Consider the following 21,085-nt stretch of genomic DNA (forward strand, 5'->3'; position numbering starts at 1 on the left):
TCGAGCGTGATGCGGCGCGATCCGCGCCCTTGGCCATCGTCGACGGGCAGTGCGTCCGTGCCGCGCCACAGCAGCTCGGACACCGCATCGCGCAGCGTGCGGGTCGCGGCGATCGGTTCGCCTTCCGCGTGGCCGGGTTCGGCCACCGCATCGATCGCCGTCAGCGCGAGCAGGCGCAGCGGCCGATCGACGCCCGCGACGAGCTGTTCGACGACGCCCGCCGCCGGCCTGCCGAGAATCTCGGCGGGCGATGCCACCTGCAGCAGCCGGCCGCCGTCCATCACCGCGATCGTGTCGCCGAGTTTCAACGCTTCCTCGATATCGTGCGTGACGATCACGACCGTGATGCCGAGGCGGCGCTGCAGCGCGTACAGATCGTCTTGCGCCTTGTTGCGGATGATCGGATCGAGCGCGCCGAACGGCTCGTCCATCAGCAGCATCGCGGGCTCCGCCGCGAGCGCGCGCGCGACGCCGACGCGCTGCTGCTGGCCGCCCGACAGCGCGTGCGGCAGCTTGTCCGCGAATTCGGACGGTGCGAGGTGAAACAGTTCGAGCAATTCGCGCACGCGCGCGTCGATGCGCGCGGACGGCCAGCCGAGCAGGCGCGGCACGGTCGCGATATTGCGCGCGACGCTCCAGTGCGGAAACAGGCCGTGTCCCTGGATCACATAGCCGATGCGCCGCCGCAGTTGCTCGGGCGGCACGCTGGCGGTGTCCATGCCGTCGATGCGGATCGTGCCGCTCGTCGGCGCGATCAGCCGGTTGATCATCCGCAGCAACGTCGACTTGCCGCTGCCCGATGCGCCGACGAGCGCGGTGATCGTGCCTTGCTGCATCGTCAGCGACACGTCGTCGACGGCGACGATGTCGCCGAAGCGTTTGCCGATGCGGTCGATCTCGATCATGCGGTACGTCCCTTCGCGAGCGTGGTCGCGGCTTCGAACACGACGGCGGCCGCCAGCGCGAGCGCGATCGTCGGGATCGCGCCGAGCAGCACGAGATCGGCTGCCGATTGCCCGATCCCCTGGAAGATGAAGGTGCCGAACCCGCCGCCGCCGATCAGCGCGGCGACCGCGGTCAGGCCGATGTTCTGCACGAGCACGATGCGCACGCCGCTCAGGATCACCGGCAGCGCGAGCACGAGATCGACGCGCAGCAGCCGCTGCGCGCGCGTCATGCCCATCGCGCGTGCCGCCTCGCTCACGTGCTCCGGCACCTGCGCGAGCCCGACCACGACGCTCGACGCGATCGGCAGCAGCGAATAGAGGAACAGCGCGAGCGCGGCCGGCGCAACGCCGATTCCGCGGATGCCGAGCGCGGCCGCGAGGGGCACGTGCGCGGCGAGCAGGCCGAGCGGCGCCATCATCAGCCCGTACATCGCGATGCTCGGGACTGTCTGCACGATATTGAGCACCGGCATCACGACGGTGCGCACCGGCGCGACGCGCGCGCATGCGATGCCGAGCGGCACGCCCGCGACGAGCGCGGCGGCGACCGAGCCGCCCGCGAGCGACACGTGGCGGATCGCTTCGCGCCAGAAGTCGTCGCTGCGCACCGCATATTCGCGCATCACGGAAAGGCCGTCCCACCAGCCGCTCGCAAGCGGCACCGAAATCGCCGCGATCGCGACGACGAGCGCGGCGAGCCGGCGCCACGGGCCGAACGCGAGCCGCGCGAGCGCGTCGGCGACGAGCACGGCCCAGGCGAACAGCAGCAGCCAGACGCCTGCGGCGGGCGACACGCGCGCGAGCATGTCGTCGGGCGTGACGACGTGCGTTGCCGCCGCGCCGACCGCATACGCAAGCGTCGCGAGCCATGCGCAGCCGGCCGTGAGCCGCCATGCGGGGCGGCTCGCCGTCATCGCCCACAGCGCGCCGGCGATCCACAGCGCGGCGAGCGCGGCTCCGTGCACCGCGGGCAGCGCCGCGAACACCGACAGCCCGGTGCCGGCCGCGATGCGGTTCGGGCGCAGCACCATGAACGGCAGGCCGAACACCGCGACGATCGTCAGCACGCCGATCAGGACGCCGACCTTGTCGAGCGTCACGCGCCGCGCGGACACCGCCGCGCGATCCGTCATTTGATGAAACCCTTCGACTTCAGATAGCTCTTGGCCACGCCGGCCGCAGGCTCGCCGTTGATCTGGATGCGCGCGTTCAACGTCTGCAGCGTCTTCAGGTCGAGGCTGGCGAACACCGGCTTCAGATAGTCGGCGATTTGCGGATGCGCCTTCAGCACGGATTCGCGAATTACCGGCGTCGGCGCATAGACGGGTTGCACGTGCTTGTCGTCGTCGAGCACGACGAGGCCGCTCGATGCGATGCCGCCATCGGTGCCGTACACCATCGCCGCGTTCACGCCGTCGGTCTGGTTCGCGGCCGCCTTGATCGTCGCGGCCGTGTCGCCGCCCGACAGCACGACGAGCTGGTCGGGCTTCAGCTTGAAGCCGTAGGCCTTCTCGAACGACGGCAGCGCGGACGCGCTGTTCACGAATTCGGCCGATGCCGCGAGCTTCACCTTGCCGCCGCCCGCCACCCACTTGCCGAAGTCGGAGAAGGTCTTCAGATGCTGCGACTGCGCAACCGGCGCGAGCACGGCGATGCCCCACGTGTTGTTCGCGGGCGCCGGTGCGAGCCACACGAGATGGTTCGCCGCGTAGTCGAGCTTCTTCGCGGTGTCGTAGCCCTGGGCCGCGTTCTTCCACACGGGGTCGTCGGCCTTGTTGAAGAAGAACGCGGCGTTGCCGGTGTATTCGGGGTAGATGTCGATCTCGCCGCTCGTGAGCGCCTTGCGCACGATCGGCGTCGCGCCGAGCGCGATCTTTTCGGTGACGGGGATGCCGTGGGCCTTCAGCACCTGTGCGATGACGTTGCCGAGCAGGTTGCCTTCGGTGTCGATTTTCGACGACACCACGACGGGCGTGTCGGCATGCGCGCCGGGTGCAACGACAGCGGCGGCGAGCGCGAGGCCCAGTATCCGGGCGGGCAGGGCGAGCTTCATCGGGGCCATTCTCCAGAACGGGGACGTACGCCGAAAGTTACTTGAGTGAGTCGGCTTTGGCAAACCGCGTGAGGCGGCGCGCCCACAGTGCGCGTGGGGGTAACCCGCGTGCGTCACGCGCCGTTGTTACACTGGAACGTATTCCCGCCTGCGGACATTTCCTGACATGAAACCCGAGTTGCTGGTCCTCATCGCGTTGCGCGGCGACGCGCATCGCCTGATCGCCGCGTCATACGACGTGCACTACGCACCGACCGCCGACGAGCGCGAGCGCGCGATCGCCGCACACGGCGGCACCGTTCGCGCGGTGCTGACCAACGGCAGCACGGGTCTGGCCGCCGCCGACATCGATCGCCTGCCGCAGCTCACGTTCGTCAGCGCGCTCGGCGCAGGCTACGAGCACATCGACGTCGCGCACGCGAAGGCGCGCGGCATCACCATGGTTACGGGTGCAGGCACCAACGACGATTGCGTCGCCGATCACGCCTTTGCGCTGCTGCTCGCCGTCGTGCGCGGGGTGGTGCGGCTCGATGCGGCAACGCGCGACGGTGTGTGGCGCGATGCGCTGCAGATGCCGCCGAATGTGTCGGGCAAGAAGCTCGGGATCGTCGGCCTCGGCAAGATCGGCGAGAAATGCGCGCGTCGCGCGGCCGGCTTCGATATCGAGATCGGTTATCACAACCGTTCCGAAAAGCCCGTGCCGTACCGCTTTTTCGACCGGCTCGACGCGCTTGCGCAGTGGGCCGATTTCCTGATTGTCGCGACGCCCGGCGGCGCGAATACTCACCATCTGATCGACCGCGCGGTGCTCGATGCGCTGGGGCCCGACGGGTTTCTCGTCAACGTGTCGCGCGGCAGCGTCGTCGATACCGCTGCTTTGGCGGATGCGTTGCGCGAGCGGCGCATCGCGGGCGCCGGGCTCGACGTGTACGAAGGCGAGCCGGCGCCGCCGCGCGCGCTGACCGAGCTCGACAACGTCGTTCTGACACCGCACATGGGCGGCTGGTCGCCGGAGGCGCTCGATCGCTCGGTGCGGCAGTTTCTCGACAACGCCGCGCGGCACTTCGCCGGGGAGCCGGTGCTGACGCCCGTGTAGGCACGGGCCGTGCGCGGCGCTAGCGCGTCAGCCTCGATTTCGACGCGCTCGCCGATTGCACGCCGGACGGCAGCATCAGCATCGGTTCCCACGAGACCGCGCAACGGCGTGCCGCTTGTGCTGCCTGTACCGATGACGCCTATTCGTCGCGCAGCGCTTCGGCTGGCCGTACGCGTGCGGCGCGCCAGCTCGGGTACAGCGTCGCGACGCACGACATCAGGAATGCGGCCGCGGCGATCGCGATCACGTCGGCCGTCGCGAGTTCCGACGGCAGCGCACCGAGGAAATACACGGACGGCGTCAGGAAGCGGATGCCGAGTAGCCGCTCGGGCGCCGGCGGTACGTCGGAATGCTCGTCGCGTGACCGGCGTTGGTCAGCGGCGCCCGCGCATCCACATAGGGCGCGACGGCGCAACCCGTAGTGTTCCGTAACGATTTGCGAGGCGGGCAGCCCCCAGTCGGGCAGCGTGCCGGACGGCGAGAAGATCTCCACGTGCGCGAGCACTGACAGCATCCGGTCGCACACCTCGGTGCGAAAGCTGTTCATTACCGACAGCACGACGATCAGCGCGGCGCCGGCGATGAGCGACACGAAACCGTCGCCGGCCGCGCGACGCCCGCCGTGCGCATGGCGCAGGCGGGTCTGCCATTCGAACGGGCGTTTCACGGCGGCTCCTTTCAATTTGATTCGAGTCACGACGCGCCGCGCATTCCAGCGAACGCGGCGGGCTCGCGTGCAGCGGGTGGCGGCGCACGCGACGTCGCCTGCCCGGCCGGCTGGCCGGGCATGGCGCGGCGTCGCGCACCCGCACGCCGATATTTCCAACGTTTCGGCTGTAGCAGATAATGGCGCGCAGCATCCGGTCGAACATACCAAGCATTCACGGCGCAACCGGGCCGCGCCGTTACAGACCTGCAACAGTTCGGGGCACGCCGCCGCGTCGGGCAGCACGTCCGCGACAAGGAAACAACAATGGATTTGCTGCGTTTTCTGCTGCTCCTGCCGATTCGTGCGGCGGGCTTCGTCTGGCGCCTGCTCGGCCGCGTGCTGCGGCCGCTCGTGGGCGACGTGTCGTGGACCGCGCCCGCCTGGGCGGGCATCACCGCTGCGGCGGTGCGGCGCCGCCCGTGGCATGCCGGCGGCATCGTGCTGGCCGCCGCCGCGCTCGGCTACGGCGGGTACTGGTTCAAGCACCGACCGAAGCCGCCCGAGCCCGAAACCGTCAGTCTCACCGTGAAGGCGCCGGCCATCACGACCTACGAGGTCGACGACAGCGACAAGCCGAAAATCACCGTGCATCCGCTCGAGGTGGCATTCTCGCGCTCGGCTGCGCCGATCGAACGAGTCGGCAAGCCGGCCGGGCAGGGCATCGAGATGACGCCCGCGCTCAAGGGCGCATGGGAATGGGCCGACGACAGGACGCTGCGCTTCACGCCGGCGGCCGACTGGCCGGTCGGCGCGCATGTCGAGGTGAGCTTCTCGGTGCACCAGGTGTTCGCACCGCAGGTGCGCATGCACGACGACCACTTCGCGTTCGATATCCCGGCCTTCAGCGCGACGTCGGGCAACAACGAGTTCTACCAGAACCCCGACAATCCGGCGGAGAAACAGGCGCTGCTGCAGTTGCGCTTCAACTATCCGGTCGATCCGGCCGAGTTCGAGAAGCGGATCGGCCTCGTGCTGGTCGGCCGCGACGGCAAGAACGCGACGCCGCTGCGCTACACGGTCAACTACGACAGGACGAAGACGAGCGCGTGGGTCTACTCGCAGCCGCTCGAGATCCCGCACGATCCGCTGGCGGTGCGGCTCGACGTCGACAAGGGCGTGAAAAGCGCGCGCGGCGGCGACGGCACGCCGCAGGCGCTGCACGCATCGGTCGACGTGCCGGGGCTCTACAGCCTGTCGATCGGCAACATCGCGCCGACGCTTGTCGACAACGAGCGCTACGAGCCCGAGCAGGTGCTCGTCGCCGAAGCGTCCGACGGCGTGCGCAGCGGCGACCTCGCCGCGCGCGCGAAGGCGTGGGTGCTCCCCAGGCGCAAGCCGGGCGCCGATCAGTCGGAAGACGATCCGCCGTACGAATGGAACGTGGACGACATCAGCGACGCGGTGCTGAAGCAATCGAAGCCGCTGCCGCTCGAAGTCGTGCCGACCGAGAACGATTTCGCGACGCTGCAGAGCTTCAAGTATCACGCGACGCCGGGCGACCGCATCGTCGTGCGCTTCGCGGGCGACCTGAAGTCGGCGGGCGGCTATCTGCTCGGCGCGCCGGTCACGACCGCGTTCACCGTGCCCGACTATCCGAAGCTGTTGCGCTTCATGGCCGACGGTTCGTTGCTGTCGATGAGCGGCAGCAAGCGGCTGTCGGTCGTGTCGCGCAACCTGCCGGGGATGAAGGTCGAGATCGGCCGCGTGCTGCCCGACCAGATCCAGCATCTCGTGAGCTTCAACAACGGCACGTATGCGCGGCCCGAGCTGTCGTATTCGTTCAGCGAGGATCACATCGTCGAGCGTTTCGTGCAGACGCGGGCGTTCCCGGCCGGCGACCCCGGCAAGGCCCGTTACGAAGGCGTCGATCTCGGCCAGTACCTGCAGGGCGGCAAGCGCGGCGTGTTCCTGCTGCACCTGTCGAAGTACGATCCGGCCGCCGGGAAGAAGAAAGCCGGCGACGCGACGGATAGCGATGCATCGTCCGACGACGGCAACAACCAGGATCAGTCCGACAACGCCGATTCGGGCGACGGCAACGGCAATGGCGACGACGGCGACAACGCGATCGGCGACACGCGCCTGATCGTCGTGACCGACCTCGGGATGCTGGTCAAGCGCGCGCTCGACGGCAGCCAGGACGTGTTCATCCAGTCGATCCGCAACGGCCGGCCGGTTGCGGGCGCAACCGTCTCGGTGCTGGCGGTCAACGGGCAGGCGCTGTTTACGCAGACCACGAGCGCCGACGGCGTCGTGCATTTCCCCGCGTTCAAGGGGCTCGATCGCGAGAAGCGTCCGCAGCTTTACGTCGTGAAGAAGGACAGCGACCTGTCGTTCCTGCCCGTCGCGGGCCGCGACCGCCAGCTCGACTTCTCGCGCTTCGACGTCGACGGCGAGCGCAACGCGACCGGCCAGGGGCAACTGTCGGCGTACCTGTTCTCGGATCGCGGCCTGTACCGGCCCGGCGATCCGTTCCACATCGGCCTGATCGTGCGGGCGGCGAGCTGGGCGCGCAGTCCGGCCGGCGTGCCGTTGCAGGCGGAGATCGTCGATCCGCGCGGGATCACCGTCGAGCGCAAGCCGGTGACCGTCGACGCGACGGGCTTCACCGAGCTCGGCTATACGACGACCGAAACCGCGCCGACCGGCACGTGGACGGTCAACCTGTACATCGTCAAGGACGGCCAGCCGGGCGACGAGCCGATCGGCAGCACGACGGTGCAGGTGAAGGAATTCCTGCCCGACCGGATGAAGGTCGACGCGAAGCTGTCGCAGCAGGTCGTCGAAGGGTGGGTGAAGCCGAAGGGGCTGAAGGGCGTCGTCGATGCGCAGAACCTGTTCGGCACGCCGGCCGAGAAGCGTCGCGTTGCCGCGACGCTGACGCTGCGCCCGGTGTGGCCGTCGTTCCGTAGCTGGCAGGGGTACCGCTTCTTCGACGCACGGCGCGCGAAGGAAGGCTATACGACGACGCTGCAGGACGGCACGACCGACGACAAGGGCCATGCGGAGTTCGATCTCGACCTCGACAAGTACGCGGACGCGACCTATCAGCTCTACTTCCAGGCGAAGGCGTACGAGGCGGAAGGCGGTCGCAACGTCGCCGCGAATGCGCAGACACTCGTGTCGAACAACGACTGGCTCGTCGGCTACAAATCGGTCGACGATCTCGGCTACGTGAAGCGCGGCAGCCCGCGCACGGTGCGGCTCGTCGCGATCGATCAGGGTGCGAAGGCGATCGGCGTGAAGGATCTGCGCGCGCAGCTCGTCGAGGAGCGCTACGTGTCGGTGCTGACCAAGCAGGACTCCGGCGCATACAAATACGATTCGCGCCTGAAGGAGGTGCCCGTCGACGACAAGCTGCTGACGATTCCGGCGGCCGGCCTCGACTTCGCGCTGCGCACCGACAAGCCGGGCAGCTATGCGCTCGTGATCCGTCGCGCGGACGGCACCGCGGTGAACCGGATCGAGTATTCGGTCGCGGGTGACGCGAACGTCACGCGTTCGCTCGACCGCAACGCGGAGCTGCAGGTGAGCCTCGCGAAGCACGACTACAAGCCGGGCGAGCAGGTGGAGATCGCGATCCGCGCACCGTATGCGGGCAGCGGGCTGATCACGATCGAGCGCGACAGGGTGTATGCGCACGCATGGTTTCATGCGGACACGACGAGCTCGATCCAGCACATCACGGTGCCGGCCGGGTTCGAGGGCAACGGCTACATCAACGTGCAATACATCCGCGATCCGTCGTCCGACGAAATCTTCATGAGCCCGCTGAGCTACGGCGTCGTGCCGTTCTCGGTGAACCTCGACGCGCGCCGCAATGCGTTGACGGTCGACACGCCCGCGCTCGTGAAGCCGGGCGACACCGTCAACTTCACCGTGCATTCGGCGAAACCCGCAAAGGTCGTCGTGTTCGCGGTCGACGAAGGGATCCTGCAGGTCGCGCGCTACAAGCTCGGCGACCCGCTGAAATTCTTCTTCCGCAAGCGGATGCTCGAGGTCGGCACGTCGCAGATCCTCGACCTGATCCTGCCGGACTTCGAGAAGCTGATGGCGATGGCCGCGCCCGGCGGCGACGCCGACGACGCGATCGGCCGCCAGTTGAACCCGTTCAAGCGCAAGCGCGACAAGCCGGTCGTCTACTGGTCGGGGATCGTCGACGTGAACGGCGACACGCGCCTGAGCTACACGGTGCCGGATTACTTCAACGGCAAGCTGCGCGTGATGGCCGTGTCGGTGTCGCCGGACCTGGTCGGCACGTTCGAAGGCGCGACGACGGTGCGCGGCGATTTCGTGCTGTCGCCGAACGTGCCGACGACGCTCGCGCCGGGCGACGAGGCCGACGTCAGCGTCGGTGTCGCGAACAACCTGACGGGCGTCGGCAACCAGCCGGTGCCGGTCGCGGTCACGCTGAAGACGGGCCCGCAGCTGCAGGTGATCGGCGCGGCCACACAGAACGTCGCGCTCGCGCCGCAGCACGAGGGCGTCGCGCTGTTCCGCGTGAAGGCAACCGACACGCTCGGCTCGGGCGCGCTGTCGTTCGGCGCGCGCTACGGCGCAAAGGGCGCGCAGCAGCGCGTGGACGTGTCGGTGCGGCCGGCCGCCGCGTTCCGCACGCAGCTCGACATCGCGCGGCTCGATCCGGGCAAGAAGGCGAGCGTGCCGAACCTGCGATCGATGTACGACGCGTATGCGTTGCGCGACGCGAGCATCTCGACCGCGCCGCTCGTGCTGTCCGAAGGGCTGTCGTCGTATCTCGTCAATTTCGAGCACTACTGCAGCGAGCAGATGGTCAGCGCGGTCGTGCCGCGCGTGTTCGCGTCGAAATGGCTGTCGGTGCGCGCGCTGACGAGCCCGATGCATGCGCCCGAGGCCGGTGCCGACGCGGCGAACGCGGCGGCGATCGCGCAGTTCCTCGACGTGCTGCGCAGCCGGCAGAACGCGCAGGGCGGCTTCGGGCTGTGGAGCGCGACGCCCGATGCCGATCCGTTCGTGTCCGCGTATGCGATGCACGTGCTGCTCGACGCGCGCGAGCGCGGCCTCGCGGTGCCGAAGGACATGCTCGACGCGGGCAACCAGTATCTGCAGAAGCTCGCCGCGAACGATTCGCTCGGCTCGCTCGACCTGCTGCGGCAGCGCGCGTACGCGGTGTATCTGCTCACGCGCCAGGGCAACGTGACGACCAACAGCCTCGCGGCCGTACAGAAGCGGCTGCAGGATGCGTATCCGAACGACTGGAAGAGCGACCTCGCGGCCGCGTGGCTCGCCGCGTCGTATCAGCTGCTCAAGCAGGACAAGGAGGCCGCCGCGCTGATCGCGGGTCCGCAGGCGTTGCTCGAACGCAAGCGCGCATCCGACGGCGGTTACGCGACGGGCTACTACATCGATCCGCTGACGCGCGACGCGAGCGTGCTGTATCTGCTCGCGAAGCATTTCCCGGACCGGGTGCGCAAGCTGTCGCCGCGCGCGATGGACAACATCGCCGCACCGCTCGTCGACAATCGCTACAACACGTTGTCGTCGGCGATGACGATTCTCGCGCTCGATGCGTACGCGGCGTCGAACGCGGGGCAGCTCGACAAGCTCGCGATCGACGAGGTGCGCACGGGCGGCGCACCGAAGGACGTGTCGTCGATCCAGGCGAACCTCGTGCGTACCGGTACGTGGGCGGGCGGCGCGTCGCGCGTCGACTTCGTGAACGGCAGCTCGCTGCCGGCGTGGTGGGTCGCGAGCCAGTCGGGCTACGACCGCGGCACGTCGACGAAGGCGATCAGGAACGGGCTCGAGATCGTGCGCGACTACACCGACACGAACGGCAAGCCGCTCGACAGGATCACGGTCGGCCAGGAGATCGACGTGCACCTGAAGATCCGCGCGACGGGCTCGGCGAGCGTCGGCAACGTCGCGATCGTCGACTTGCTGCCTGGCGGTTTCGATCCGGTGATCGCGCCGCCGCCCATGATCGACGCGCAGAGCGACGACAGCGGAGACGGCGCGGCGTCGGCGCCGCCGGCCGACGCGCCGTGGCGTTCGCCGATCGGCGTGACCGGCTCGACGTGGCAGCCGCAGTTCGCGGACGTGCGCGAGGACCGCGTGGTGATCTACGGCACCGCGACCGCCGACGTGCGCGAGTTCGTCTACCGGATCAAGGCGAGCAACGCGGGCCGCTTCGTCGCCCCGCCCGCCTATGGCGAGTCGATGTACGACCGTCGCATGCAGGCGCAGGCGCCGGGCGGCGCGACGCTGACGGTGGGGCGCGCGCGATGATGCTGCGGTCGCTGCGGCCCTGCATGCCGCACCGGGCGCGAGGAGCGTGGGCGCGTGACTGATGCTTCGATGCTTCGCCGCGCATTGCGCGGCGCCGGCCGTTGGCTGCATCGCTGGCAGAACGCGATCGCCGGCGTGCTGCTCGTGTTCGGTGCGCTGGCCGCGTGCCGGATGTGGCCGCATCCGCCGCTGCGCGACTGGAAGCCGTCGTCGGTCGCGGTGGTCGATGCGCATGGCCGGCTGCTGCGCCTGACGCTCGCGCAGGACGATCGCTATCGGTTGTGGGTGTCGCTCGAACGGATGTCGCCGCAGCTCGTCGAGGCCGTGATGCTGCACGAGGACCGCTGGTTCTGGTGGCATCCCGGCTTCAATCCGTACGGGCTCGCGCGCGGTGCGTGGGTCACGTATGTGCGCGGCGGCAATCCGCAGGGCGGCTCGACGCTGACGATGCAGCTCGCGCGCTCGCTGTGGCGGCTCAACACGCGCACGCCGGCCGGCAAGCTCGAGCAAGTCGCGCGCGCGGTGCAGCTCGAACTGTTCTATTCGAAGCGGCAGATCCTCGAGGCGTATCTGAACGACGCGCCGTACGGCCGTAACGTCGAGGGTGCGGGCACCGCGAGCGTCGTCTATTTCGACCGGATGCCCGATGCGCTGACGCTGCCCGAGGCGCTCGCGCTGGCGGTGATTCCGCAGGACCCGGCACGCCGGGTGCGCGGCGGGCAGGACGAGATCAACCGCGCGCTGACCGCGTCGCGCAACCGGCTGTATGCACGCTGGCTGATGCAGCACCCGGGCGATGCTTCGTACAAGCCGCTGTTCACGCTGCCGCTTGCGATGCGGTCGCTGTCCGCGCTGCCGTTCGACGCTCCGCATGCGGTCAATCAGGTGCTGGCCGCGCGCAGTACGTGGCGCGCGACCTCGGGCGGCGCGGCCGAGGACGGCGACGCCGGCGCGCGGCTCGTGACGACGCTCGACCTCGATCTACAGCGCACGCTCGAACGTCAGATCGCGCGCTACGTCGCGCGCAACGCCACGCGCGGGGTGGGCAACGCGGCGGCCATGCTCGTCGATACGCGCGACATGGGGGTGAAGGCGCTGGTCGGCTCCGCGAACTTCTTCGACCGCACGATCGACGGGCAGGTGAACGGCACGCTCGCGCGTCGCTCGCCGGGCTCGACGCTCAAGCCGTTCATCTACGCGCTCGGTTTCGACCAGGGCGTGCTGCACCCGCAGACCGTGCTGCGCGACGTGCCGACCGCGTTCGGTCCGTATGCGCCGGAGAATTTCGACGGCCATTTCCTCGGGCCGATCACCGCGACCGATGCGCTGAACCGCAGCCGCAACGTGCCGGCCGTGTGGGTCGCGTCGCAGCTCAAGTCGCCCGACCTGTACCGGTTCCTGCAGGAAGCCGGCGTGCGCCGGCTCGCGAGCGCGCAGCACTACGGACTCGCGCTCGTGCTCGGCGGCGGCGAAGTGACGATGCAGGAGCTCGCGGCGCTCTACGCGATGCTCGCGAACCGCGGCGAATTCCGGCCGCTGCGGCTGCGTGCGGATGAGCCGGTGGCGCCCGGCCGGCGTCTGCTGAGCGCGGCGGCGAGCTACATGACGATGGACATGCTGCGCCAGCACCTGCGCCCTGACGAGACGAGCGGCGCGCAGCCGTCGCGCATGCCCGTCTACTGGAAGACCGGTACGTCGTGGTCGTTTCGCGATGCGTGGACGGCCGGCGTATCCGGTCCTTACGTGCTGATCGTGTGGGTCGGCAACTTCGACAATTCGAGCAACACGGCTTTCGTCGGCGTCGATGCCGCGGCGCCGCTGTTTTTCCAGGTGGTCGATGCGCTGAACGCCGAGCGCACGCTCGTCGAGCCGCCGCGCCCGGTGCCGCCGCAGCTGAAGCGCGTGCGCATCTGCCTCGCGAGTGGCGACCTGCCGAACGAATGGTGTCCGCAACAGGGCTGGACCTGGTTCATTCCAGGTACATCGCCGATCCGCGTGAGTACCGTGCATCGGCCCGTCGTGATCGACGATGCGACAGGGAAGGCCGCATGCCCGCCGTATGACGGCAAGCGCACGCATACGGAGATCTTCGAGTTCTGGCCGTCCGACCTGCAACAAGTGTTCGCGCAGGCCGGCATTCCGCGCCGGCGGCCGCCGCAGAATGCGGACTGCCGTGATGCGGGGCAGGTCGAAGGCGATCCGCCTCGCATCACGTCGCCGCTGCGCGGCAGCACGTATGCGATGCGCGTGAAAAGCGCCGGCGATACGCGCATCGCGTTCAACGCGACGGCCGACGCGAGCGCGCATGCGCTGTACTGGTTCGTCAACGACGCGTATGTCGGCCGCAGCACGCCGGGCGACGCATTGTTCTGGCAGCCGCGCACGGCCGGCAGCTATACGGTGCGGGTAGTCGACGATCACGGGCGGAGCGATCAGCGGCCGCTGGGGGTGGGGCTGGAGCAGTAGGAGGGGTTTGCGTCGTGACGGTTGCCGCCGCGTGACCGTGATGTCGCGGCTCGGTCGCGCGTGCTCGCCGATGCCGTTCGCGGACGATCGGGCCGGCCCGTGCGCGCCGTCATCCCAACTCGAACGACGTCACGCCGAACACGCGATCGATCGCAATCGCGGGCGCATGTTGCGTGTACATCCGTGCGGTTTCGAACACGCTCGTCATGCCGTGCCGTTCCGCCAGCGCGACGGCCGCGCGGTTCGTTTCCGGTACGTCGAGCACGATGACCTCGCCGGGCATGCGCGCCGCCAGCGCACGAAACAGCCCGGTCGCGACGTCCGCATCGTCGGCGAAGAGCGGGCCGATCTTGCAGCCCGTGTTGCAGCGGCGCACGACACCGTATCCGGCGACGCGGCCTGCATCGACCGCCGCGAGCGCGACGGCATCGGGCTGGGCGATCCACGCGGAGACGAAGCGCTCGCGCGCGGCGGGGAAACACTGGCGATCGTACGCAAGCAACTGCTCGAACGGCACGTCGGCCGCTGGCGCCACCTGTGCGCATCCGATGCCGCTTACGTGCCCCTGATAGCGAATGTTGCGGTACGCGAGCCGGAAGCCCGACTTCCTGTAGTTCGCCTGCTGGGCAACGACGCCGTCGAGCCCGATGTTGCGATCCCCAAGGTAGCGCATGCCGTGCTGCCAGATTCGCATGCCCAGGCCTTTGCCGCGATACCCGGGTTTGACGATGTAAAGACCGAGGAAGCCAAAGTGATCGTCGTACGCGACGGTGGCGAGGCACGCGACCGGCTCGTCGCGCCAGACGCCGACGAAGAAGCCGGCCGGATCCGCTTCCCTGAAACAGCGCGGGTCATGCCGGCCGGGGTTCCACCCTTCTGCCGCCGCCCATTCGACCGACATGGCGACGTCGTCCGCCGACATGGTGCGCACGATGAATGCTTCGTCTCGATCCACGGTTCGCCCCGAGGCTGTTGACCGAATCATCATAGTCCCGGTCGCGGGTATCGGCACGGTCATTTCGTGCCGTCATCGGTGCTTGAGTTGCCGGTCGATGCGGGCGGCGCTTCGTTCTTGCTGCACCGTTACCCGTCGTCCGCCTTCGCCTGCAGATCCTTCAATCCCTGAATCACGACCAGCAGCGCGCGGCCGTGCTCGTCCGAGCCGTCCCACGCGTCGACGATCGCGTCGCGCAGCAGGTCGTTGTAGCGGCGGCGCGTCGGCCCGGTATCGACACCGTAGAAACTGCATAGCTTGTTGAATGGCGCGCTGCGCCGCAGCCGATGCCCGTTCGACAACCGCAAACGCGACACGGTCGGCTGGCTGACGCCGGAAAGCCGTGCGATTTCGCTGGACGAGCGCGTATCCGCCATCAGACGGCGCAACAGGTCTTGAACAGGAAAATCGTGGTCCGGGGCTTCCATGTGATGCATTATACCTATACAGTTACGGTTGTTGAATGGGCTTGCTGTCACCAGCGAGGCTGTATTCCGAGAAAGTTGATGACACTGAAACACCTCCCTCCCACGTTCTGCTGGACGAAGATCGGTACCGAGTCCGGCGAGGAACTGCCGACCGTCGTGCTCCGCAAGGAATGGGAGCGCCGGCTTGGGGGTGGGCGTTTTCTGTGGGGAATCAACCAGCCGCTCGGCAGCAGCGCAGAAGTCGCCGCGCATCGCACGGGCTCGCTGCTCGCGCTGTTTTCGCCGGTCGCATCGCGCACGCGGCCGGGCGAGCGCAAGCGCGAGGACGCGCTGCTGTGGAATGCATGGGTCGACGCAAGCGGCCAGGTGCGGCCGTTGCCGCCGCACACGTTCATCGCGAGCCGTTCGACGCTGCCGTCGGGCCGGCGTCGCGAACAACACTATGCGCTGGTGTGCGCGTCGTCCACCGCGCTGACGGTCGGCACGCAACTGCGCGTGTTCCCGGATCACCTGCGCAGCGTGAGCACGGGCAAGCCGCTCGGCGTCGCGCAGGGCGCGGCCGTGGTCGACTGCATAGGGCGTGCGAAGGAACAAACGGGAAAGAGCTATCCGCTCGCGCTGTCGGTCGAGCTCGAGGCACCGTATTTCGTGCGGCTCGCGCAGCCGTGCGTGCTGAAAGCGCGCGATCTCGCCGATGTGAACAAGGCCACGCGCGCTGGCGATTTCGATCGCTTCGTGGAACTGGTCGCGCGCCTGCGCGGCCGGTCACCGACGGATGCCGTGCGCGGCGTCACGCGCGATCTGTTCGACGTGCCGCCGATCGAAACGGCGGCCGCCTATGTCACGCCCGCGCATGTGGCGCGGTTGCGCAGTCGGCCCGCTACCGAGCACCCGCGCGAACCCACCGGCGATCTGTTCGATCTGTCGCCCGGCGAAGCAGCGGCGTTCGGCGGCTTGACGCATCCGCGCATCGGGCGCGCGTGACGTTTGCGCCGCTGAGGTGCGGCGCGTGACATCCGCAGCGAAACCGATGCGTGTGCAATGCACGCGCCGGTGCGGCCGTCGTGACGGCGGCCGCAAGAATTTGTTGCAATCTCGCCATAGCGGATCCGCGAACCCGGAGCGACAATCGGCTCGAAGCATCGCTGCGATGCGCAGGCAGGCGGTTGGCGATCGTTCACGCCGTCGACATGCGCGTGCCGCATACTGGGCATCGGCTTGCTTCGCACAGCAACCCTGAGGGAGAAGTGTCGATGTCGACCCACATCCGTTCGCAGGAAGCCCGGGCCGCGCAACGCTTCGTCGAAGCGACGCGCAATGTCGATCAGGCGTTTCGCGTCGTGCGCGGCGAAAGCGACGACGATATCTCGTCGGCCGAATATGCACGCGCGATGTCGCGTCTCGATCGCGCGCTCGACGAGCTGGCGCAAGCGCAGGAATTTTTCGATCGCGTGGTGAGCGCTGACGCGGCAAGCGGCAACTGAGTTCGCCGCCGCTGCCGCTGCCGCCGCCGTCTCTGTTTGCCGTTTTTCGTTTTCTGTTTTTCGCCGCGTCGCCCGCCGCGCACTGCCTCGGTTCACCCGCTCACCCGCTCACCCGCTTGCCGGACGCGCCGTCCGGCCCGTCAGTCGTACATCCTTCTCGCGCCTGCAATCGCGATCGCCGCATCATGGCGGCGGGCAGCGGGCCTCCCGCTTCAATCTCCCGACGTCAAACCTTCCGTCCTTCGACCGGATAGCCGGGATCCGTATAACCGTGCGTCGACGCGTGCCCGGGCGGCACCAGCGCGTCGACGAAGCGCTCGTCGTCGGGGCCGAGTTCGAGCGTCAGCGCATCGACGTAGCTGTCCCAGTGCGCCTCGGTGCGCGGGCCCGCGATCGTCGAGCTGACGATACGGTTCTTCATCACCCAGGCGAGTGCGAACGCGACCGACGTCGTGCCGCGCGCAGCCGCATGCGCGGCCACCTGCTGCGCGATGTGCAGCGATTCGGGCCGCCATTCCGTCTGCCGGATGCGCCGGTCGCCGCGGCCTGCGCGCGAATCGGCGGGCGGCTGCGCATCGACCGCATATTTGCCGGTCAACACACCGCGCGCGAGCGGGCTGTACGGCACGACGCCGATCCCGTAATGCGCGGCGGCCGGAAGCTGTTCGACCTCGGCCGTGCGGTCGACGAGGTTGTACAGCGGTTCGCTCGCAACCGGCCGATCGATGCCGAGCTGATCCGCGAGTCGCACGATCTCGGCAATGCGCCAGCCCTTGAAGTTCGACAGCCCGATGTAGCGCACCTTGCCTTGCCGGATCAGGTCGGCCACCGCGCGCATCGCTTCGTCGAGCGGCGCGTCGGTCAGCGCGCGATGGAAATAGAGGATATCGATGTAATCGGTACCGAGCCGCTTCAGGCTCGCGTCCACCGATTCGAAGATCCACTTGCGCGACTGGCCCTGACGGTTCGGCCCCGCGTCCGGCCCGGCCGGATAGCCGAATTTCGTCGCGACGACCCAGCTGTCGCGATGCCGTGCGATCGCTCGGCCGACGATTTCTTCCGAGCGTCCGGCGTGATAGACGTCGGCCGTGTCGATGAAGTTGACGCCCTGGTCGAACGCCTTGTCGATGATGCGCGCTGATGTCGCTTCGTCGGTTTCCCCGCCGAACATCATCGCGCCGAGACACAGCGGCGACACCTTGAGCGCGCTGCGCCCGAGATAGCGGTAATCCATATGCAGACTCCATGCGGGGATACACCCGCGTCGGTTCAAGTCGGTTGAACGGGAACGTGCCGGCCGTACGTCGTGTTCACACGCCGGCTTCGTCGAAGATGCGTTGCGCGACCGGCAGCGCCGAGCTTGCGGTCGGCCAGCCCGAATAGAACGCGAGATGGGTGATCGCCTCGATCAGTTCATCGCGGGTCAGGCCGTTGTCGAGCGCTTTCTTCAGATGGAACGGCAGCTCGTTCACGCGATACAGCGCGACGAGGCTCGCGACGGTGATCAGGCTGCGATCGCGCGGCGACAGGCCGGGGCGCTGCCATACGTCGCCGAACAGCACGTTGTCGGTGTAGTCGGCGAGAGCCGGCGCGATGGCGCCGAAGGCGCGCCGCGCGGGGGAGGTCGGTTCGGACATCGATGGCTCCGGATGACGTTGAAGACACCGACGATGGTAGCGACCGATACGCTTATCGATAATCCCAAAGAATTCGCATGCACTTATCGAACGGGCTCATGAGTGAGCCGGATGGCGCAGCGTGTCGACGATCAGTGCGAGCGCGCGCGACGACTGTCGCCGGCTTGCGTAGTACAGATGATGACCGGGGAACGTCGGACACCAGTCGTCGAGCACGCTGACGAGGCAGCCGGCATCGACATGCGGCGCGGCGAGTTCGGCCGGCACGTACGCGAGGCCGTAGCCGGCGAGCGCCGCGTCGAGCATTTCATAGGTGCCGTCGAACGTAACCTGGCCGTCGACGCGCACTTGCAGCGTGTCGTCGCCGCGCGCGAGTTCCCATGCGTACAGCGCGCCATGCGTCGGCAGGCGCAGGTTGATGCAGTCGTGCGCGACGAGATCCTGCGGCGTCATGGGCCGCTCGCGTTGCGCGAAATACGCGGGCGCGCCGACGATCGTCATTTTCAGGTCGGGCGAGATGCGCACCGCGATCATGTCCTTCGCGACCTGGTCGCCGAGTCGCACGCCGATGTCGAAGCGTTCCGCGACGATGTCGGACAGCCCGTAGTCGGTCACGAACTCGACCTTCAGGTCGCGATAGTCGCGCAGCATCGGCGACAGCTTCGGCCACAGCAACGTGCGGATCGCGTAGTCGGTCGCGTTGATGCGCACGGTGCCGGCCGGCTTGTCGCGCAGCTCGGCGAGCGCGGACAGTTCGGCCTCGATTTCGTCGAAGCGCGGCGCGAGGTTCAGCAGCAGGCGCTCACCGGCTTCGGTCGGCGACACGCTGCGCGTCGTGCGCGCGAGCAGCCGCACGCCGAGACGCGTCTCGAGCGAGCGGATCGTATGGCTGAGTGCGGATTGCGATACGCCGAGCCGGGCGGCCGCGCGCGTGAAGCTGCGCTCGCGTGCGACGGCGATGAAGGCAAGCAGGTCCGCAAAGTTGTCGCGCGGCATGGGGAAACGTGGGTGGTCGATGCCAGCGCATCGTACCACCGGGTTCGCCGCGCCGCGCCGTGCGGAGGGTGGCGCCGCACCGCAGTGCCGCGCGCGTCAGCCCGCGTGCGTCATGCCCGGCGCATGGGGCGCCGGATGGTAGGCATAGCCGCCGTGCTGGAACGACATCGCGAAGAACCGCATCTGGTAGCGGATCGCGTGCGCCCAGTAATCCCACGTGTGGCCGCCGGGACGTTCCGCATAGTCGTGCGGCACGCCGAGCGCGACGAGCCGCTCGTGCAGCGTGCGATTCGAGCCGACGAACGCGTCGTCGCGGCCGCAGTCGATCGTCAGGTCGAGATGCGCGCGGACGAACGCGCGTGCGTTTTCGACGATCGCGTTGCGGTTCCAGAACGACGGATGGCGGACCGGGTCGCCGAACACGTGGTCGATGCCCGGCTCGTCCTCGCAGCAGCGCGGGTCGACCGCGCCGCTGATGCTGCCGACCGCGCCGAACGTGTCGGGCCGGTCGAGCGCGATGCGCAGCGCGCCGAAGCCGCCCATGCTGAGCCCGGTGATCGCGCGCGCATGCTTGGCGGCGATCGTCCTGAAGTGATCGTCGATATAGGACACGACTTCGTTGCCGACGAAGGTTTCGTAGCGGCTGCCCGAGTCGAACGGGCTGTCGAGGTACCAGCTCTCGTGTCCGCCGTCGGGCATCACGAGGATCGCGTGATAGCGGTCGGCGAGTGCGGCGATATGCGTGTTGCTGGTCCAGTCGGTGTGGTCGCCGCCGGAGCCGTGCAGCAGGTAGACGACCGGAAAGCGTTCGGCGCCGCCGTGCGGGCGTGCGTAGTCGTCGGGCAACACGACGGTCGCCTTCAGCGTTTCGCTCATCGCCGCGCTGGGGATCGCCACGACCCGCGTCTGGAACGCGAGGGCGGGGCCCGCGACGGCGAGCAGCAGGAGCAGCCAGAATGCACGTACCAGGTTCATTGATCGTTGCATGTATCGCCTCCGTCCGGCGGTCGGGCGCCAGGACAACCCGGTTCGGCGACTCTAGCAACCGCGCCTTTCAGCCATATTTCGGCGAAACCTACGGGTTGTCAGATGGGCGGCGACGCAGGCGTCAGCCGAGACAGCGCGCGAGCGTGTCACGAAACGCAGCGGGCCGCTCGGCCGGCATCAGATGCCCGCAGCCGCCGATCGTTTCGAAGCCGGCGCAGCGCGCGAGCGCCCAGTCCGGCACATGCCAGCCCGCCCGCGAGCGTTCGCCCGCGACGAGCCACACCGGATGACGCTCGAACACCTGCGCGAGCGTTTGCAGATAGCCCGGTTCACCGGTCGTTGCTACGACCGAGCGCCCCATCGCGCGCAGCGTCGACGCCGGCTGATGCGCGAGCCAGCGGCGTGCATCGTCGAGCTGGCGCGGCGACGGATCGTCGATCGCGCCGCGCAGCCAGCCCGGCGGATCGTCGCGCAGTCCGTCGAGCATCGCATCGGCTTGCGCGGGCGTCATGCGGCCGACCGACGCCGACCAGAACGCATCGTCGAGCGTGAAGTTGCCTTCGACGTTGACGATCCGGCGCACGTGCGCCGGATGCGCATGCGCGAACAGCATCGCGATTGCGCCGCCCACCGAATGACCGACGATATCGACCGGCTGCGCGCCGAACTGCTTGCCGACGGCCTGCCGCACATGTTCGACCTGCGCGGCGAGCGTGATCGCGGCGGGCTGCGCGGCGCGATGGATGCCGTAGCCGAGCAGGTCGGGCGCGAGATGCGGGCCGGACCATTCGGGCACGTCGAGCGTGCCGATGAAGCCGTGAATGAAGACGACGGGTGTGGTGGGCTGGGTCATTCGGCGGCCGTGGCAGGAAGGGGCGGCAATTCGAGTTCGGCGAGCAGCTCGTCGAGTTCGAGCACGTGCGTGCGATCGTGGTCGAGCAACTCGCGCACGAACTCGTCGAGCGACATCCGGCTGATGCCGTCGCGCAATCCGCAGCGAGCGAGTTCCGGCGCCTGCAGG

16 protein-coding genes and 1 pseudogene are annotated in these 21,085 nt (G+C 68.4%); 5 read left to right on the top strand and 12 right to left on the bottom strand.

Features of this window, described 5'->3' with window-relative positions; translation table 11 throughout:
• From J7024_RS31245 to osmF, 3 genes are all read right to left on the bottom strand, one after another.
• The coding region (locus J7024_RS31245; protein ID WP_234745757.1) for an ABC transporter ATP-binding protein at window positions 1–905 on the bottom strand (905 nt) is incomplete at its 3' end.
• Entirely contained in the window at window positions 902–2,080 is a 1,179-nt protein-coding gene (locus tag J7024_RS31250; protein ID WP_124826876.1) for an ABC transporter permease, read from the bottom strand. The genes J7024_RS31250 and J7024_RS31245, both read right to left, overlap by 4 nt.
• Window positions 2,077–3,000 (bottom strand): glycine betaine ABC transporter substrate-binding protein OsmF, encoded by a 924-nt coding sequence (osmF, locus tag J7024_RS31255; protein ID WP_124826877.1) that lies wholly within the window; start codon window positions 2,998–3,000, stop codon window positions 2,077–2,079. The genes J7024_RS31250 and osmF overlap by 4 nt, the downstream gene beginning before the upstream one ends.
• Window positions 3,001–3,166: 166 nt before the next feature.
• On the opposite strand from osmF, the gene J7024_RS31260 reads away from it, so the two are divergent.
• Window positions 3,167–4,096 (top strand): 2-hydroxyacid dehydrogenase, encoded by a 930-nt coding sequence (locus tag J7024_RS31260; protein WP_175858189.1) that lies wholly within the window; start codon window positions 3,167–3,169, stop codon window positions 4,094–4,096.
• Window positions 4,097–4,235: 139 nt separating this feature from the next.
• Here J7024_RS31260 and J7024_RS37600 read toward each other — a convergent pair whose 3' ends face one another.
• On the bottom strand, window positions 4,236–4,763 hold the full coding sequence (locus J7024_RS37600) for a hypothetical protein (RefSeq protein WP_124826879.1): 528 nt from the start codon (window positions 4,761–4,763) through the stop codon (window positions 4,236–4,238).
• Between the two features lie 306 nt (window positions 4,764–5,069).
• Between J7024_RS37600 and J7024_RS31275 the strand changes: the two genes are divergently transcribed.
• Window positions 5,070–11,072, top strand: a complete 6,003-nt coding sequence (locus tag J7024_RS31275; RefSeq protein ID WP_199568896.1) for an alpha-2-macroglobulin — start codon at window positions 5,070–5,072, stop codon at window positions 11,070–11,072.
• Between the two features lie 54 nt (window positions 11,073–11,126).
• A complete protein-coding gene (gene pbpC, locus J7024_RS31280) occupies window positions 11,127–13,538 on the top strand; it encodes a penicillin-binding protein 1C (RefSeq protein ID WP_175760720.1) in 2,412 nt (803 codons plus the stop codon).
• Between the two features lie 109 nt (window positions 13,539–13,647).
• Here the strand turns inward: pbpC and J7024_RS31285 are convergent, their stop codons facing one another.
• The gene (locus J7024_RS31285) at window positions 13,648–14,493 is read right to left on the bottom strand and encodes a GNAT family N-acetyltransferase (protein WP_425125867.1); all 846 of its coding nucleotides are present in this window, start codon (window positions 14,491–14,493) and stop codon (window positions 13,648–13,650) included.
• Between the two features lie 128 nt (window positions 14,494–14,621).
• Window positions 14,622–14,960, bottom strand: a complete 339-nt coding sequence (locus J7024_RS31290) for a helix-turn-helix domain-containing protein (protein ID WP_096501913.1) — start codon at window positions 14,958–14,960, stop codon at window positions 14,622–14,624.
• Between the two features lie 78 nt (window positions 14,961–15,038).
• On the opposite strand from J7024_RS31290, the gene J7024_RS31295 reads away from it, so the two are divergent.
• On the top strand, window positions 15,039–15,944 hold the full coding sequence (locus tag J7024_RS31295) for a hypothetical protein (protein WP_124826882.1): 906 nt from the start codon (window positions 15,039–15,041) through the stop codon (window positions 15,942–15,944).
• A gap of 269 nt (window positions 15,945–16,213) precedes the next feature.
• On the top strand, window positions 16,214–16,444 hold the full coding sequence (locus J7024_RS31300; RefSeq protein WP_124826883.1) for a hypothetical protein: 231 nt from the start codon (window positions 16,214–16,216) through the stop codon (window positions 16,442–16,444).
• 226 nt (window positions 16,445–16,670) lie between these two features.
• On the opposite strand, the gene J7024_RS31305 is transcribed toward J7024_RS31300, so the two are convergent.
• From J7024_RS31305 to J7024_RS31330, 6 genes and pseudogenes are all read right to left on the bottom strand, one after another.
• Window positions 16,671–17,678, bottom strand: coding sequence for an aldo/keto reductase (locus tag J7024_RS31305; RefSeq protein ID WP_124826884.1), 1,008 nt, complete (start codon window positions 17,676–17,678; stop codon window positions 16,671–16,673).
• 76 nt (window positions 17,679–17,754) lie between these two features.
• Window positions 17,755–18,081, bottom strand: a complete 327-nt coding sequence (locus tag J7024_RS31310; protein WP_124826885.1) for a carboxymuconolactone decarboxylase family protein — start codon at window positions 18,079–18,081, stop codon at window positions 17,755–17,757.
• A gap of 96 nt (window positions 18,082–18,177) precedes the next feature.
• Window positions 18,178–19,077, bottom strand: a complete 900-nt coding sequence (locus tag J7024_RS31315) for a LysR family transcriptional regulator (protein ID WP_124826886.1) — start codon at window positions 19,075–19,077, stop codon at window positions 18,178–18,180.
• 96 nt (window positions 19,078–19,173) lie between these two features.
• The gene (locus tag J7024_RS31320) at window positions 19,174–20,052 is read right to left on the bottom strand and encodes an alpha/beta hydrolase (protein WP_175750824.1); all 879 of its coding nucleotides are present in this window, start codon (window positions 20,050–20,052) and stop codon (window positions 19,174–19,176) included.
• A 133-nt stretch (window positions 20,053–20,185) separates the two neighbouring features.
• Window positions 20,186–20,917 (bottom strand): alpha/beta fold hydrolase, encoded by a 732-nt coding sequence (locus J7024_RS31325; RefSeq protein ID WP_124826888.1) that lies wholly within the window; start codon window positions 20,915–20,917, stop codon window positions 20,186–20,188.
• Window positions 20,914–21,085 (bottom strand): annotated as a pseudogene (locus tag J7024_RS31330) (DinB family protein); the annotation flags it as partial. The gene J7024_RS31325 and the pseudogene J7024_RS31330, both read right to left, overlap by 4 nt.

This window comes from Burkholderia sp. WTPI3, assembly GCF_021483755.1.
In the GTDB taxonomy this organism is placed as follows: Bacteria; Pseudomonadota; Gammaproteobacteria; order Burkholderiales; family Burkholderiaceae; genus Burkholderia.

Excerpts from the sequence above, each read along its gene's own strand:
- J7024_RS31250 (WP_124826876.1), bottom strand. The coding sequence starts at position 2,080 with ATGACGGATCGCGCGGCGGTGTCCGCGCGGCGCGTGACGCTCGACAAG.
- osmF (WP_124826877.1), bottom strand. The coding sequence starts at position 3,000 with ATGAAGCTCGCCCTGCCCGCCCGGATACTGGGCCTCGCGCTCGCCGCC.
- J7024_RS31260 (WP_175858189.1), top strand. The coding sequence starts at position 3,167 with ATGAAACCCGAGTTGCTGGTCCTCATCGCGTTGCGCGGCGACGCGCAT.
- J7024_RS31275 (WP_199568896.1), top strand. The coding sequence starts at position 5,070 with ATGGATTTGCTGCGTTTTCTGCTGCTCCTGCCGATTCGTGCGGCGGGC.
- J7024_RS31290 (WP_096501913.1), bottom strand. The coding sequence starts at position 14,960 with ATGGAAGCCCCGGACCACGATTTTCCTGTTCAAGACCTGTTGCGCCGT.
- J7024_RS31295 (WP_124826882.1), top strand. The coding sequence starts at position 15,039 with ATGACACTGAAACACCTCCCTCCCACGTTCTGCTGGACGAAGATCGGT.
- J7024_RS31300 (WP_124826883.1), top strand. The coding sequence starts at position 16,214 with ATGTCGACCCACATCCGTTCGCAGGAAGCCCGGGCCGCGCAACGCTTC.
- J7024_RS31305 (WP_124826884.1), bottom strand. The coding sequence starts at position 17,678 with ATGGATTACCGCTATCTCGGGCGCAGCGCGCTCAAGGTGTCGCCGCTG.
- J7024_RS31310 (WP_124826885.1), bottom strand. The coding sequence starts at position 18,081 with ATGTCCGAACCGACCTCCCCCGCGCGGCGCGCCTTCGGCGCCATCGCG.
- J7024_RS31315 (WP_124826886.1), bottom strand. The coding sequence starts at position 19,077 with ATGCCGCGCGACAACTTTGCGGACCTGCTTGCCTTCATCGCCGTCGCA.
- J7024_RS31320 (WP_175750824.1), bottom strand. The coding sequence starts at position 20,052 with ATGAACCTGGTACGTGCATTCTGGCTGCTCCTGCTGCTCGCCGTCGCG.
- J7024_RS31325 (WP_124826888.1), bottom strand. The coding sequence starts at position 20,917 with ATGACCCAGCCCACCACACCCGTCGTCTTCATTCACGGCTTCATCGGC.